Origin of the sequence: Herbiconiux oxytropis, assembly GCF_024979315.1 — a bacterium.
Classification (GTDB): domain Bacteria; phylum Actinomycetota; class Actinomycetes; order Actinomycetales; family Microbacteriaceae; genus Herbiconiux; species Herbiconiux oxytropis.
Window position 1 is genome coordinate 339,760 of sequence record NZ_JANLCK010000003.1, and the last position, 13,889, is coordinate 353,648.

The 13,889-nt window shown below is 72.5% G+C and carries 14 protein-coding genes; 5 read left to right on the forward strand and 9 right to left on the reverse strand.

Going from position 1 to position 13,889, the window contains the following annotated elements:
- Positions 1-7: 7 nt before the first annotated feature.
- The 4 genes from N1028_RS07385 to N1028_RS07400 all read right to left on the reverse strand — a co-directional run bounded on the left by N1028_RS07385 (position 8) and on the right by N1028_RS07400 (position 3,493).
- Positions 8-784 (reverse strand): 4'-phosphopantetheinyl transferase family protein, encoded by a 777-nt coding sequence (locus N1028_RS07385; RefSeq protein ID WP_259526288.1) that lies wholly within the window; start codon positions 782-784, stop codon positions 8-10.
- Positions 781-1,701, reverse strand: a complete 921-nt coding sequence (gene ppk2 / locus N1028_RS07390; protein WP_259526289.1) for a polyphosphate kinase 2 — start codon at positions 1,699-1,701, stop codon at positions 781-783. The genes N1028_RS07385 and ppk2 overlap by 4 nt, the downstream gene beginning before the upstream one ends.
- Before the next feature lie 24 nt (positions 1,702-1,725).
- Positions 1,726-2,781 (reverse strand): CPBP family intramembrane glutamic endopeptidase, encoded by a 1,056-nt coding sequence (locus tag N1028_RS07395; RefSeq protein ID WP_259526291.1) that lies wholly within the window; start codon positions 2,779-2,781, stop codon positions 1,726-1,728.
- 154 nt (positions 2,782-2,935) lie between these two features.
- Entirely contained in the window at positions 2,936-3,493 is a 558-nt protein-coding gene (locus tag N1028_RS07400; protein ID WP_259526292.1) for an FBP domain-containing protein, read from the reverse strand.
- A gap of 225 nt (positions 3,494-3,718) precedes the next feature.
- Between N1028_RS07400 and N1028_RS07405 the strand changes: the two genes are divergently transcribed.
- Positions 3,719-4,204, forward strand: a complete 486-nt coding sequence (locus N1028_RS07405; RefSeq protein ID WP_259526293.1) for a VOC family protein — start codon at positions 3,719-3,721, stop codon at positions 4,202-4,204.
- A 101-nt stretch (positions 4,205-4,305) separates the two neighbouring features.
- Here the strand turns inward: N1028_RS07405 and N1028_RS07410 are convergent, their stop codons facing one another.
- A complete protein-coding gene (locus N1028_RS07410; RefSeq protein WP_259526294.1) occupies positions 4,306-5,607 on the reverse strand; it encodes a D-alanyl-D-alanine carboxypeptidase family protein in 1,302 nt (433 codons plus the stop codon).
- A 65-nt stretch (positions 5,608-5,672) separates the two neighbouring features.
- On the opposite strand from N1028_RS07410, the gene N1028_RS07415 reads away from it, so the two are divergent.
- Positions 5,673-6,323: a Pr6Pr family membrane protein gene (locus N1028_RS07415; protein WP_259526295.1), complete on the forward strand. Its 651-nt coding sequence runs from the start codon at positions 5,673-5,675 to the stop codon at positions 6,321-6,323.
- Here N1028_RS07415 and N1028_RS07420 read toward each other — a convergent pair.
- Positions 6,301-6,690 carry a LysR family transcriptional regulator gene (locus N1028_RS07420; RefSeq protein ID WP_259526297.1) on the reverse strand — a complete coding sequence of 130 codons (390 nt, stop codon included), beginning with the start codon at positions 6,688-6,690 and terminating at the stop codon, positions 6,301-6,303. The genes N1028_RS07415 and N1028_RS07420 overlap by 23 nt on opposite strands.
- A gap of 48 nt (positions 6,691-6,738) precedes the next feature.
- Between N1028_RS07420 and N1028_RS07425 the strand changes: the two genes are divergently transcribed.
- Together N1028_RS07425 and N1028_RS07430 are read left to right on the forward strand one after the other, a co-directional pair.
- Positions 6,739-8,385 carry a deoxyguanosinetriphosphate triphosphohydrolase family protein gene (locus N1028_RS07425; protein ID WP_259526298.1) on the forward strand — a complete coding sequence of 549 codons (1,647 nt, stop codon included), beginning with the start codon at positions 6,739-6,741 and terminating at the stop codon, positions 8,383-8,385.
- A gap of 114 nt (positions 8,386-8,499) precedes the next feature.
- Positions 8,500-8,814: a YbjQ family protein gene (locus tag N1028_RS07430; RefSeq protein ID WP_259526299.1), complete on the forward strand. Its 315-nt coding sequence runs from the start codon at positions 8,500-8,502 to the stop codon at positions 8,812-8,814.
- A gap of 29 nt (positions 8,815-8,843) precedes the next feature.
- On the opposite strand, the gene N1028_RS07435 is transcribed toward N1028_RS07430, so the two are convergent.
- Positions 8,844-10,940, reverse strand: a complete 2,097-nt coding sequence (locus N1028_RS07435; RefSeq protein WP_259526300.1) for a DUF262 domain-containing protein — start codon at positions 10,938-10,940, stop codon at positions 8,844-8,846.
- Between the two features lie 132 nt (positions 10,941-11,072).
- Here N1028_RS07435 and N1028_RS07440 point away from each other — a divergent pair, with 132 nt between their 5' ends.
- Positions 11,073-11,846 (forward strand): hypothetical protein, encoded by a 774-nt coding sequence (locus N1028_RS07440; RefSeq protein WP_259526301.1) that lies wholly within the window; start codon positions 11,073-11,075, stop codon positions 11,844-11,846.
- Positions 11,847-11,928: 82 nt separating this feature from the next.
- On the opposite strand, the gene N1028_RS07445 is transcribed toward N1028_RS07440, so the two are convergent.
- Positions 11,929-12,993 (reverse strand): NAD(P)H-dependent flavin oxidoreductase, encoded by a 1,065-nt coding sequence (locus tag N1028_RS07445; protein ID WP_259526302.1) that lies wholly within the window; start codon positions 12,991-12,993, stop codon positions 11,929-11,931.
- Entirely contained in the window at positions 12,990-13,799 is an 810-nt protein-coding gene (locus N1028_RS07450; RefSeq protein ID WP_259526303.1) for a GNAT family N-acetyltransferase, read from the reverse strand. The genes N1028_RS07445 and N1028_RS07450 overlap by 4 nt, the downstream gene beginning before the upstream one ends.
- Positions 13,800-13,889 lie beyond the last annotated feature (90 nt).

Below are 13,889 nucleotides of genomic sequence, written 5' to 3' on the forward strand. Positions count from 1 at the left end.
CCGTCCGCTACCGGCGGGCGGCGTGCTCGAGCTCGGCGAGCTCGAGGCGCCGCCAGCTGGTGAGCGGCACCACGGGCTTCTTCTTGAGGGCGCCCGCCAGGCGCACCGCCACGCTCGCGCGGAGGGCGGGGTCGAGCCGCAGGTCGGCCACGGCGTACTCGCCGGCCTCGGCGTCGCGGCCCGCCGTGGCCTCGATCGCGCCGTCGCGCGTGCGGATGAGCACGTCGGCCGGGTCGAGCGCGAGGCCGCGGCCGTCGGCCTTGACGACCGCCTCGAGGCGGGTCCAGTGCTGGATGGGCTCCCACTGCCGGCCGGCGGGCCGCGACGCCGTGGGCACGAGGGCCGTGACGGCCGCGAGCTGCTCGACCGTGGCATCCGCCGCCTCGATGTCGATGCCCACGGGCCCGCGCCAGGTGGCGGCGACCGCCACGCCTGCGGGGGAGTGGGCCACGCTCACGCTGATCGGGCGGCCCTTCGGTGAGGCGAGCGCGAGCTGCGGGCGGCCGTGCGGTCCGCCGCACACCGCGCAGTGCGCCGTGACCACCAGGTCGACCGGATGCACGGGGTCGCCACCGCGGGCGAGCGCGTGCTCCGAGACGAGCTCGGCGGCGAGCACCCGGAGGGCTGCGCGGCCGACCACGAAGCGCGTGGCCGCCGCCTCGTCCGTGGTGGCCGCACGGCGCATCCGCTCGTCGTCGCCGAGGAACGGGGCGAGGGCCTCGACGTCGGCTGGGCCCGTGCCCGCCGGCAACGGGGTCCAGCGCACGTGCACCCGGGGGGTCATCGGGCCGGCCGCTGCTCGCCGCGCTCGTAGATGTCGGCGGCAGACCCGACGATCTTCGTGTCGGTCTCGCCGACGACCTCCACGTCTTTGTCGTCGTAGTCGAAGCGGTTGAGCACGAAGCGCATGGCCTCGAGTCGTGCGCGCTTCTTGTCGTTCGACTTCACGACGGTCCAGGGCGCATCGGCGGTGTCGGTGGCCTCGAACATGGCCTCCTTGGCCCGGGTGTAGCGGTTCCACTTGTCGAGCGACTCGAGGTCCATGGGCGAGAGCTTCCACTGCCGCACCGGATCGACCATGCGGATGGCGAAGCGCGTGCGCTGCTCCTCGGCCGAGACCGAGAACCAGAACTTCACGAGGTCTATGCCGTCGCCCGCGAGCATCGACTCGAACAGCGGCACCTGGCGGATGAACTCGTCGTACTGCGCATCGGTGCAGAAGCCCATGACGCGCTCGACGCCCGCCCGGTTGTACCAGGAGCGGTCGAACAGCACCATCTCGCCGGCCGCCGGGAGGTGGGCGACGTAGCGCTGGAAGTACCACTCGGTCGACTCGCGCTCCGTGGGCTTCTCGAGCGCCACCACGCGCGCGCCGCGGGGGTTGAGGTGCTCGGTGAAGCGCTTGATCGTGCCGCCCTTGCCTGCGGCATCACGGCCCTCGAACACCACCACGAGGCGGCGGCCGCCGCGCTTGATCCAGTTCTGGAGCTTGAGGAGCTCGATCTGCAGGAGGCGCTTGGAGGCCTCGTACTCGGTGCGGCTCATCCGCTCGTCGTAGGGGTAGCCCTCGCGCCAGGTGTCGACGAGGCTGCCGTCGGTGCGCACGAGCACGGGGTCGTCATCGTCGTCGTCGAGCACCGTGAAGCCGAGGAGGTCGTCGAGTTCCGCCGGAACAGGCCGGCCGCTGAAGAGGGTCGTCACAGCGGGTACGGTAGCGGCCGGAGGTTAACGGCGGGTGCCGCGGGTGGGCGGCAGCGGCGCCCGGGTGCGGAGGCCGGCTCGGCGGCCCCACCAGATGCTGAAGAAGGCCGCGCCGAGCACGAGGGCCATCGGCAGGAGCATGAACGGGCCCGCGGTGCCCGCGCCGCGCTCGAAGACCTGATCCGTCTGGCTCATCAGGGCGGTGGGGATGAGGAGCAGCAGGTTGTTCACGGCGTGCACCAGCACGGGCGCCTCGAGACCGCCGGTGCCGCGGGCGGCGATCGAGGCCGCGGCGCCGAAGACGAAGTAGTAGGCGATGAGCCAGGGGTCGCCCGCCACATGGGCGAGCGAGAACAGGCCGCCCGAGACCAGCGTGCCCACCACGAAGGCCGCGATCGGGTTGCGGAACCAGGAGCCGACCGAGCGCTGGATGAGACCGCGCGCGCCGAACTCCTCGCCCGCCGACTGCAGCGGGGTCGTGAAGACCACGACGAGCACCATGGCGATGACGGTGCCCGTGAGCGCGATCGGCTCGATCGGGCCGAGGGCGACCGAGATGCCCACGTAGACGATCCAGACGGGCACGATCACGAGGGCCAGCCGGCCGAACCAGCGCCACCGGAAGCGGCCCTCGACCGAGCTCAGCCAGCGCGGCCGCACGCCGAAGAGCGCCCACTGGATGAGCATGGAGAGCGGCCAGAGGCTCGCGAGCGCGAGGTTGTTCGCGAGCATCAGTGCGGGGGTGAGCTGGGTGAGGGCGGCGCCTGTGGTGAGGTTGTCGACGGTGTAGCTGCCCACGGCGAGGTCGATCAGCATGGCGACGAGGCCGAACACGATCGAGGCGACGAAGTAGGCGACCACGAGCAGCGCGATCGAGACCGCGCCGCGCCACCAGGCGGGTGCGGCGCGCAGCGCATGGTCGTAGGTGAACTCGGCGCTCGCGGCGGCCGGCCCGGGAGCCGGTGCGTCCTTGAGCACAGGTGCCGGCTCGCTGCCGGGTGCGGCGGCGTGAGTTGCCGCACCCGGTGCCCCGGGTGCGGTGGGAGGCCAGGGCGGGGTCGTGGGTGACGAGTCGCTCATGCCTCCAGGCTAGGCGCGCTGCGCCCCCGACGCCTCCGCCCGACGACGGAGCCCCCTCCGCCGCGCGGCGGGCCGTCCGCCTCGCCGACTTGACACAAGATGTGCCAAGTCGGCGGTCTTGGGCGTGACTTCTGTCAAGTCGCGGGGCGGGTGGCTAGGACGTGGGGGGTGCGGCCGGGTCGAGGACAGCGCGAGCGAAGGCCGCGACGCGGGTGCGGAGGCTCGCGATGCGGTCGGTGCGCGCGGCCTCCACGTCGAAGCCGACGTAGGCGGTGGCCGGGAGCTTGCGCACGTTGGTCGAGCACTCGAAGCTCGAGCACACGAGGCTCGCGATCGTGTTGCCGTTCCGGCCCGCGGGGCCGGAACGGCGCGCGCTGAAGAGCACCACGTCGTTGGGCAGCTGCACGTCCTGGCAGAGGGAGCACTGGGCGCGCGTGCGGGGGCTCGCCTCGGCCTGCTTGAGCATGACGCCGATGAGCTCGGGCACACCGGCGCTCCCGGTCGAGCCGGGGCCGGCACCGTCGTCGCCGTCCGGGCCGACGGGCACGACGGCGTAGGCGCGCCGGGCTATCCGGCGGTCACGCCAGCCGAGGTAGTCGAGCCGGGCGAAGTCGAGGGTCTCGAATCCGTCCGGCAGAGTGAGGTCGCTGAGCTCCTTGCGCGAGGTGTTCACGAAGGAGGCGCGGAGGGTCTTCTCGTCGAGGGGTTGCATGGGTGTCCGATCGGTCGTGCCCGTGCGGCGCCGCGTCGGCGGGGCCACGGGCGAAAAGAGAGGGGGATGCGGGGTGGGGAGGGCTCTACCTGCCACCGGCGAAAGCGCCGCCGGTGACCTCCTGACGCCCCGAGGGCACCGCATCCGATCGAAGACTCACCCCTCCACGATACGTCCGATGACGGCGGGAGCGCATCTTCGGCCGTCGGGACGTACCGTGTGAGCATGAGTGATGAGACGACATCCGGATCGGCCTCGCCCGCGGCACCCCGCGTGAAGCAGCTGCGGCTGGTGGTGGAGGCGGAGGACTTCGAGGCCGCGCTCGCGTTCTACCGCGACGTTCTGGGGCTCGAGCCGCAGGCGGCGTTCGAGGGCGAGGGCGGGGCGCAGGTCGCCATCCTGCACGCGGGAGCCGCGACGCTCGAGCTCGCGAACCCGGCGCAGGTGCGCATGATCGACGGGATCGAGACCGAAGGCGGCCGGAGCGACCGGCTGCGCGTGGCGTTCGAGGTCGACGACGCGGTGGAGGCGACCGAGCGGCTCGTGGCCGGCGGCGCCGAGCTCGAGGCGGAGCCTCGCGAGACGCCCTGGCGCTCGCTCAACGCGCGACTGCGGGGGCCGGCGGGGCTGCAGGTGAGCCTTTTCCAGGAGCTCGAGCCGCTCGAGGAGCGCACCGCCCGCGACGGCTTCCAGCCGGGGACGACCGAGTAACGGTGGAAATGCGCGACAGCGACCCCGTAGAGGCCGTTGGTGTCGCGCACTTCTCCCGGAACACGGCTGCTTCGAGCCGACGGTGATCTCCAACTACAGCATCAGCCGAGGGGCGCCGCGAGGGCGAGCGGGAGCTCGTAGCGGGCGGTGCCGACGGTGAAGGCGGCGGAGCCGGTGGGGTCGCCCGCCGCGCCCGTCGTGCGCGGCTCGAGCCGGACCTCGGTCGTGATGGGGGTGTCGCCGAAGACGACCGCGGTGAGGTCGGCGGTCGCGACGGCGTCGATGGACTCGGAGGACGCGGACTCGGAGGATGCGGACTCGGAGGAAGCGGTGCCGGTGTCAGCGCCGGCGTAGCTGCCGAACGACTGCCCGGCTGTCGAGAGCCGCACCTCGCGGAGGCCCGCCTGAGCCGACGCGAGCAGGGCGCGGGTGGTCGCGAAGCGCGCGTCGATCGACTCCGTGCCGAGCACGACCGCGATGAGCGTGACCGGCGACGACCCCACCGTCACGACTGCCGAGGTGAGCAGCGTGGCGCCGGCGTAGGTGGTGGAGCCGGTCTTGAGGCCGTCGACCCCGCCCTCGCCGAGCAGCACGTTCTGGTTCACGATGGTGCCGAGGTCGGGCTGTTCGTAGGAGGCCAGACCGGCGATGGCCGCGAGCGCCGGATCGGCGTGCGCGAGCGCGCCCACCCGCAGCAGGTCGGCCGTGGTGCTCGCGCTGCCCGGATCGAGTCCGCTCGCGTCGGCGAGGGTCGTTGCCGTCAGCCCCTGCTCGGCGAGCCAGGCGCGGGCCGCCTCGAGGTAGGCGTCGGTCGAGCCGAAGGCCCACGCGGCCGCCGTCTCGGCGTAGTTGTTGGCGCTCGTGAGCAGCGTGATCGCGAGAGCGTCGTGCAACGAGACCTGCTGCCCCTCGAACATCGGCTCGACGAACTGGCCGATGGCCTCGATGGCCTCGGTGCGTTCGACGTCGGCGGCTCCGAGGGTGATGGTGGGTCCGGGGTCGCCGGGGCCGGCCAGCGGATGCGCGTCGAGCACCACGAGCGACGTGATGACCTTCGTGATGCTCGCGATGGGCACGGTGGCCGTCTCGCCGCCCTGACCGAGCACCTGCACCGAGCCGTCGGCGCCCGCGATGCCGACCGCTCCCGCTCCGACAGCCGGGAACTCCAGCACCGCCGCCGGACCGGGATCGATGGCGGGTGGCGCCGGGCTCGCCACGGCTGTCGGCACCGCGGTCGTCACGGCGGGCCCCGCTGCTCCCGCTCCGCAGCCGCTCACGCCGAGCGCGACAGCGACCCCCAACGCACCCGCCGCCACCAACACCGAACCCCAGCGACCACCCCGGGGGCCACGGCGGCGCCAGGAGCGGGGACGAGCGGAGGCGAGGCGGTCGAGCGAGGGCATCCGGCGAGTCTAGGCACGTCGCTCTGGGAGAACCACGGGACGGACTGCGTGACAGACTGATCGCTGTGACACGACGCATCGCCGGCGCCCTCCGCCTGATCGTGGGCCTCGGGCTCGCTGTGACCATCGGCATCCAGATCGGCGACCGCGTCGCGAACGACGCCTTCGACCCGTGGGAGTACTTCAGCTACTTCACCATCCAGACGAGCCTCTTCAACATCGTCGTGCTCGTGGTGGGAGGGGTGCTCGCCCTGCGTCTGGCACGCGATCCGCAGCTCTACACGACCGTGCGGATGGCGGCGCTCACCTACGCGATCGTCACCGCCGCCGTCTACAACGTGCTCCTGCGCTTCGTGCCGCCCACCGGCTACCCCGGGCTCGACTGGCCCAACGAGGTCGTGCACGTGTGGGTGCCGATCATCCTCGTGCTGGACTGGCTGCTCACCCCCGGCCGCCCGGCGCTGCCCTGGCGCTCGCTCTGGATCGTGCCCATCTACCCGGTGGCATGGGCGATCTACTCGTTCGCCCGCGCGGCCGCGAGCGGCGGCCGGATCTACCCCTACCCGTTCCTGAATCCGGCCACCGACGGCTGGATCAGCGTGATCGCGTACATCGTGGGCCTCACGCTCTTCCTCGTGGGCCTCGGTGCACTGGCCGTGCTCTACTCGCGGCGCGTCGGCGGCTCGCGCAGGCTCAGCGGCCCTGGCGTTTCTTGAAGGGCTTCGGCTCGCCCTTCACCACGGGAGCGCGACCCCGGCCCTTCGAGGCCTTCGCCCGGCCCCCGGCCTTGGCTGCGGGCGCAGGAGCCTTCGCCACGGCCGCACGCGCGGCGGGCCGGTAGGCGATCCCGGCGGCCGTGAGCTCGACCCGCGGCTTGGCGCCCGGATCGGCGGAACCGGCGGAATCGCCGGGCTCCGCACCCTCCGCCACGATCTCGCGCACGAGCTGCTCCCCGCGCAGCTGCTCGAGTTCGGCGACGGATGCCTGGATCGTCGCCCGCGAGACGTGCGCCGCGTTGGCCGCCCGCGACCAGTCGCCCTCGTCGGCGACCGCGAGAAAATGCCGGATCTGGCTGATGTCCACGGCGACAAGGCTACGGCAGGGTCGGATGACCTGCGGTAGAAAGGGCAGATGAACCACGAAACCGCCGAGAACAGGGCACCGGAGCCCCGCGAACCGGAGCCCCGCGAACCGGAGCTCGGGCCGGGCGATGCCCGCGTGTGCCGCCGTCAGCCCGAGGAGCTCGACGAGATCCAGCAGTCCGGCCGCCACCCCGAGTACCGCGTCGACCTCGAGCGGGTGCGCTTCTCGCCCTACTTCTCCCGGCTCTCCGCCGTCACCCAGGTCATCTCCCAGGCGGGAGCGAGCCCGCTCATCCACAACCGCTTGACGCACTCGCTCAAGGTCACCGCCGTGGCCAGGACCATCGCGGTGGCCGTCGACCGCACGCTCGTGGGCTCGGCCCCGTCGCTCTCGGGCGAGCTCGCACCGGGCGGATGCGATGCCGTCGTGGTGCAGGCGGCCGCCAGCGCGCACGACCTGGGGCATCCGCCGTTCGGGCACCTCGGCGAGAACGTGCTCAACCGGATCGCCCGCGAGACCCTCGGCCTCGCCGACGGTTTCGAGGGCAACGCCCAGACCTATCGCATCGTCGCGGCCCTCGACGTGTGCGACGCCGCCGCCGCCGGCCTCAACCTCACCGCGGCCGTGCGTGCGGGCCTCGCGAAGTACCCGTGGACCCCGGCGCTCGAGGGCCTCGGCTTCGACGCCTCGCCGGGAGGCGCCCGCGACCTCGCGCCCTCCGACCTGCCGCCCGGCCTCAAGCGCGTGGGCGAGACGGTGGTGGCGCGCAAGTACTCCGCCTACTTCCTCGAGCAGGACGACCTCGACCAGGCGCGCGCCTCGGCGCCCGCGCTGCCGCCGTGGGCGCAGACGCTCGAGTGCTCGGTGATGGACATCGCCGACGACATCGCGTACTCCATCCACGACGTCGACGACTTCTACCGCGCCGGCATCCTCAGCCAGGTGGCCGTGGCGCGGGAGTTCCGCGGCTTCATCGACAACGCCGCAGCCCTCCGCCGACTCGACACCCCCGAGCTCGAGCTCGGCCGCACGCGGGACAGGGCGGGTGAGAGCCTCGAGGCGCTGCGCCGCAAGATCCACCGCGACGACCCCTGGATCGCCGACGACGACGCCTTCGAGGCCGCCGTGCGCGTGGTCACGGAGGAGCTCGTGGAGGGGCTGCTCTCCACGGTCTTCGACGGCTCGATCGCGGCCGAGCGGCGGCTCTCGAGCTTCACCAGCCGGTGGATCGCGCACTTCGGCCGCTCGGTCGTGGCCGCTCCCACGGGCACGCCGCGCACGGGCCTGATCTCGCTCGACCGCAGGGCCTGGCACGAGGTGAAGGTGATGAAGTTCGTGCACAAGCAGTTCATCCTCAACCGGCCCGACGTCGCGATGTACCAGCGCGGACTCAGCCGGGTGCTCGTCGACCTCGTGAGCGCCTTCACCGAGTGGCTCGACGACGTGCACGACCAGAAGCGCGTGCCGCGGCGGCTGATCGAGATGGTCGAGCTCGCCACGGCCGGTTACGCGCGCCTGGCCACCACGAGGCCGCACCTGCTCGAGGACACGTCGGGGGATGCGCTGCGCCGGCTCGGCCGCGGCCGCGGCGTGATCGACTACGTCGCCTCGCTCTCGGACGGCCAGGCCATCGCGGTGGCGGAGGCCCTGAACGGCCGCACCGACCGGCTGTGGGACATCGGGCAGAGCTTGTGACCGCGCGGCGCATCCGGATGCCCGGCCAGGGCGGGGAGACGGCGCGCCGCGGGGAACTACGTGCGCGCGGCAGGGCGCTTCTCCGGCGCCGTCGACCTCTGCCATGATTCCCGCATGCTGATCTCGACGATGAACGATGTCCCCGGCCGCCAGATCACCGAGGTGCTGGGCGAGGTGACCGGCGTGACCGTGCGCTCGCGGAACGCCGGCGTGCAGTTCGGTGCGGGTCTGAAGTCCCTCGTGGGCGGCGAGCTCGCCGGGCTCACGAAGCAGCTCATGCAGAGCCGCGAGGAGGCGAAGCAGCGCCTCATCGAGGCCGCCCAGGCCGTGGGGGCCGACGCCGTCATCGCGATGCGCTTCGACGCGAGCGAGGTGGGGCAGAACGCGCAGGAGGTCGTCGCCTACGGCACCGCGGTGAAGCTGGGCTGAGCCTCAGGCCGGGCGGACGGGCGGGCGCGTCACATCACCGCGCCGAAGTAGCTGTACTTCACGAAGACCTCGCTGGCGAGCCCGGCCTCCTCGAGCACGCCCTGCACGGCGGTGAGCATGTACTGGGAGTCCCAGCCCATGTAGAGGTGGTGCTCGTCGTCGAGCCGATCCCACTGCCCGTTCCACGCCTCCGCCTCGTAGACGGGCCCGCCGCGGCGGGCGCTGAACGAGACGACGCTCTCGCGTGAATCGGCCCAGAGCCGCTTGAAGACGCGGTTGAAGAGGTACTTGACGTCGTAGACCTCCCAGTGCTCGCCGCGGTACTCCACGTAGTCCCACTCGCGCTCCCAGCCGCGCGGCCAGCCCCGGCGGCGGATGGCGTCGAGCACGGGGGTGAGGTCGTCGTCGTCGATGTAGCCGCGGCCGGCGGCGGGGAGCGGGCGCGGCCAGACCTCGAGGAAGCGTTCGGAGAGCTGCACCGTGCGCTCGGCGATCGCCGCGGTGCCCCAGGCGGGCGTGCCGGCGAGCTGCGCCGTGAGGGGCACCGTGCTCGAAGCGTAGAGGGCGCGCTTCTCGGGGTAGGAGAGGTCGAAGGCGCGCTCGGCGAGCCCGCGCTCGAGCAGCGTGAGGTTGCCGAGGGTGCCGGAGAGCGCTCGGTGGCTGTTCTGCTCGTCGTCGGAGTAGTCGGCGAAGCGGCGCTCGCCGTCTCCCGACCAGTCGTCGGAGGGCGCGGCGGGCACGATCCACTCGAGGTCGAGCGGCTCGGCGGGGTCCGCTCCCGCTCCCGCGATCCGGCCGAGCACATACGCGGCGTGGGGCAGCTCGCTGAACTTCAGGGCCACCTTCACCCGCTCGTCCGACGGCGTGATGCGGGCGATCGCACGCACGAGGGCATCGCCGCCCTCGGCCCTGGCACGGCACAGCCGTGCCACGAGGCGTGCGGTGCCGATGCCCACGACCGTGCGCCGGAGCAGCAGCGACTGCACCTGCCGGACGAGCAGCACGAGCGATGCGCGCTCGGCGGATGCGCGAGAGTACTCGAGGTAGGCCGGCATGACGAGCGGGTACGTGCCCTTGCCGAACACCGCTAGCCCGCGCAGCTCGTGCGCCACCTCGGGGTCGGGCTCGAGCTCGGGCTCGAGCAGCACGCGGTAGGCGGCGGAGTGGTCGCGCCACTCGGCGGCCTGCTCCCGGAGCGAGCCGAGCTCGAGGCGCGGGAACACCTGCCGGAACGCGTCGTAGACCTCGCGCCCGCCGCCCGCGGCGACCTCGCGCCCGGTCTTCATCACGAGGTAGTGCCGCCAGAACGCCGCGATCGAGTCGCCCGTGTTCTGCTCGATCGGCAGCCAGAACGACTCCTCGATCTCGGTCTGCTCGGCGTGCGAGAGCCCCATCAGCACGTAGTTGTGGATGAGCTCGTGGTCGAGCAGGGGAGCGCCCGTGGAGTTCAGGCTCTCGAAGATCTGCTGCGCGTTGGCGTCGGCACCGAGCGTGATGGCCACGTGCTCGAGCTTCTGCAGGCCGCGCCAGATGCGCGGCACCTCCGAGGCGCGCACCTGGCTGCGGAAGAAGGCGTAGTTGTCGTCGAAGCGCGAGTCGCGCACGCGCTCGTCGGCGCCGAGGCGATCGAGCACGACGCTCTCGAAGACGTCGGCCCAGGCACGGTGCGGACGGAGCTTGGTGCGCCCGATGCGAGCGGTTGCGGTTGCGGTTGCGGCCGCGGCGTCGGCACCCGCGTCGCTCCCGCCCGCCGGGCTCGCCCGCACGAGCACCCGCGCGAGTTCCTCCGCGAGCGCGTCGTCGTGCCCGGCGACGGTGTGGTGGAGTGCGGCGATGAGGAGCATGAGCGTGGTGATGCGCTGCTGGCCGTCGATCAGCACGAGCTCGGAGCCGTGGGCGCTCCGCTCGTCGGCGCTCGCCCCGGTCGAGAGGATCGAGCCGATGAAGTGGGTGTGCGCGTCGCGCGAGTCCGCCACGGCGCGGATGTCGCCGAGCAGCTGCTCGCAGCCGCCGATGTCCCACCGGTACTGCCGCTGGTACACCGGCACGACGATGGTGGTCTCCGGTCGAGAGAGCCAGGCGATGGTGTTGACGGCGGTGGCTTCGACGTTCGTGGCGGTGACCATAGGCGTCGAGTGTAATGGATGAGAACACGCGCGAACCTGCTCGGGGCCCTCTCAGGGCACCGATGTTAGGGTGACCTTAGTTGGACCTGTTAAAACGTGCTGGTCCACCGACGAAAGGACATGGCGATCGTCATGGCATACATCACATCAGCAGCGCTGGAAGAGACCGGCTACGTCGTGCTCGACAAGTACGACCGGGAGATGGATCCCCGGGAGTGGCTCGACATCGAGTACAACGACTGGAAGTCCTCGGGCGACACCCGGTTCGCTCCTCTGGCGAGCGCCAAGGGCGAGATCGAGTGCAACGGCTTCTGGAACCACAAGCCGCCGCGCACCGACAAGGACGGCGTCTGGATCGACTCGCAGACCGCGAAGGCGCCCGACCTCACCCGCCGCGCCCAGGAGCCCGGCGCCAATGTCGGCCGCTGCCGCGTGATCGAGCTGCAGCCGAACACCTACGCCGACTGCCTCTACAACCTGCACCAGGACGACAACAACCGCCTGAACCCGGACGGCACCGGCTGGGTCGTGCGCGGCTTCTTCAACCTGACCGACGACAAGGACAGCTACTTCGTGCTGCGCCACAACCGCACCGACCCCGAGGGCGAGGTGCGCATCGCGCTCCCCGCCGGTGCGCAGCTCATCGTCGACACCCAGCGCCTCTGGCACGCCGCCACCCACCCCGGTGACTCGGCGCGCTACTGCCTCATCACCTCGTGGGAGTCTGGCCCCGAGCTCGACGCCTACATCGAGAAGTACAACGGCGTGAACCACGTCGAGAGCGTGGCCGTGCCTCAGGACGAGCTCGACGCCGGCCAGGCGGAGCAGTCGCGCCGTCTCGCCGCCCGCGCCGCCGCCCTCGCGGCGCGCGGTCAGGCCGAGAAGCTCGTCATGAGCGAGGCCTGATCCTCGAACACCCCTGACCGCCGGCCTCGCGCTCGGCGTTCGCTCGGAAGCCCCGGCCCCTTCGGCCGGGGCTTCCCCCGTCTCAGGCGGGGTCCGCGGCGCTGTCGGTGAGGAGCGCGTGGAACAGGGTGCGGGCATCCGTGTGGCGGGCGAGGGCCGCCGACTGCCCCGCCCAGAGCGAGAGCAGCTCGCGGTCGCCGCGCTCGGCCGCCGTGGGGCGGAAGCGGCCGGTGAGCCAGTTCTGCACCGGGAACGGCGCAGGATCGCTGATCTCCTGCGTGAGCCGGTTGGGGAGGCCCCGTGCGAGGCGCCCGCTCAGTGCCCTGGTCAGCACGGTCGAGCGCGATTCGGGGGTGCCGAGCGCATCGCGGTGGGCCGCGGATGCCGCCGACTGGCCGGTCGCGAGGAACGCCGTGCCCACCTGCACGGCCACAGCCCCGAGCTCGAAGGCCGCGCGCACGCCACGGGCATCCGCTATGCCGCCCGCCGCGACCACGGGCACGCCCACCGCGTCGGCGACCTGCGGGAGCAGCGAGAACAGGCCCACGAGCGACTCCTCGGCGGGCCGGAGGAACGACACCCGGTGCCCGCCGGCCTCGGCGCCGCTCGCCACGATCGCGTCGGCCCCGGCCGCCTCGAGCGCCACGGCCTCCTCGACCGTCGTGGCGGTGCCGATCAGACGGATGCCGAGTGCGTGGGCGGCATCGACGAAACCCGGATCCGGAAGCCCGAAGACCACGCTCACCGCGGCCGGCCGCGCCTCGAGCACGGCCTCGAGCTGCTCCTCGACCGGCGGCAGGTAGTGCTCTGGCCGGTCGGGGTGCGGCAGCCCGAGCTCGTCGAAGTAGCGGCGGAGCGGATCGAGGTGGCGGGCGAACGCCTCGTCGTCCGGTTGGGGCGCGACCTCTCCCGGCACCGGCAGCCAGAGGTTGAGCGCGAACGGCCGGTCGGTGCGGGCGCGGAGGGCGGCCGCCGTCTCGCGGATGCGCACCGCGTCGTAGCCGTAGAGGCCGTACGACCCGAGGCCGCCCTCCTCGGAGACGACGGCGGTGAGCTCCACCGACGAGAGCCCGCCGAACGCCCCCAGCACGATCGGCTGCTCGATGCCGAGCAGGCGGGTGAACGACGTCGGTGCGCTGCGGCTCATGCCCGCCTCCAGCGGTAGGGGGTGGTGGTCGAGACCTTGACGAGGCCGGAGCGCTCGAGGATGGGGCGGGAGAACTCGGTGGAGTCGCTGTGGATGAGCGAGGCTCCGGCCCCGAGCGCCGATCGGGCCCGCGCCGCGGTGAGGGCACGGTAGAGGCCGCGGCCGCGCCACTCGGAGACGACCGCGCCGCCCCAGATGCCGGCGAAGGCGGTGCCGGCCACCGGCTCGAGGCGACCGGCGCCGAGCATGCGGCCGTCGGCCTCGGCGACCCACAGCTCCATGCCGTCGGCGCGCTCGAGGCGCCGCAGCAGCGCGTCGGCCATCTCCTCCGAGACGGGATCGCCGAAGACCGCGTCGGCCATGGCGCTCATCGCGCGCACGTCGGCCTCCGTGGTCACCCGGCGGAGGATCACGCCCGAGGGGAGGGGGACGTCGACCGCCAGCGCCTGGGCGTCGCCGATCATGATCGACTCGGTCTCGTCGGGTGCGAAGCCGTGCTCGAGCAGCGCCACGGCGAGACCGGGCGCCGCGTCGTGGCCGCGGGTCTTCCACTCGACGCGGGTGATCCCGGGATCGGCGCGATAGTGCTCGAGCGCACCGGCGACGAGTTCCCGGATCTCCACCCGCCCCGTTCCGCCGAGGTCGCGGTAGGTCACGAATCCGCGGCCGTGCGCGAAGGTCACGAGCCGCAGCGGCCCGAGAGCGGTCACCGAGAGCTGGCTCGGGGTCTCGGCCTCGCCGCGCAGCTGCTCGTCGTAGGCGGCGAGGAGGAGAGCAGTGCGGTCGGCGGGCGGGGCGGAGTCCATGCGCCCAGTCCATCACACGGCCGGTGGTGGCAGGCGGATCGGGCGGCGGGCGCGGCGCGGTGGTGGCGGGGGCGGGCCGGTGGTTCAATG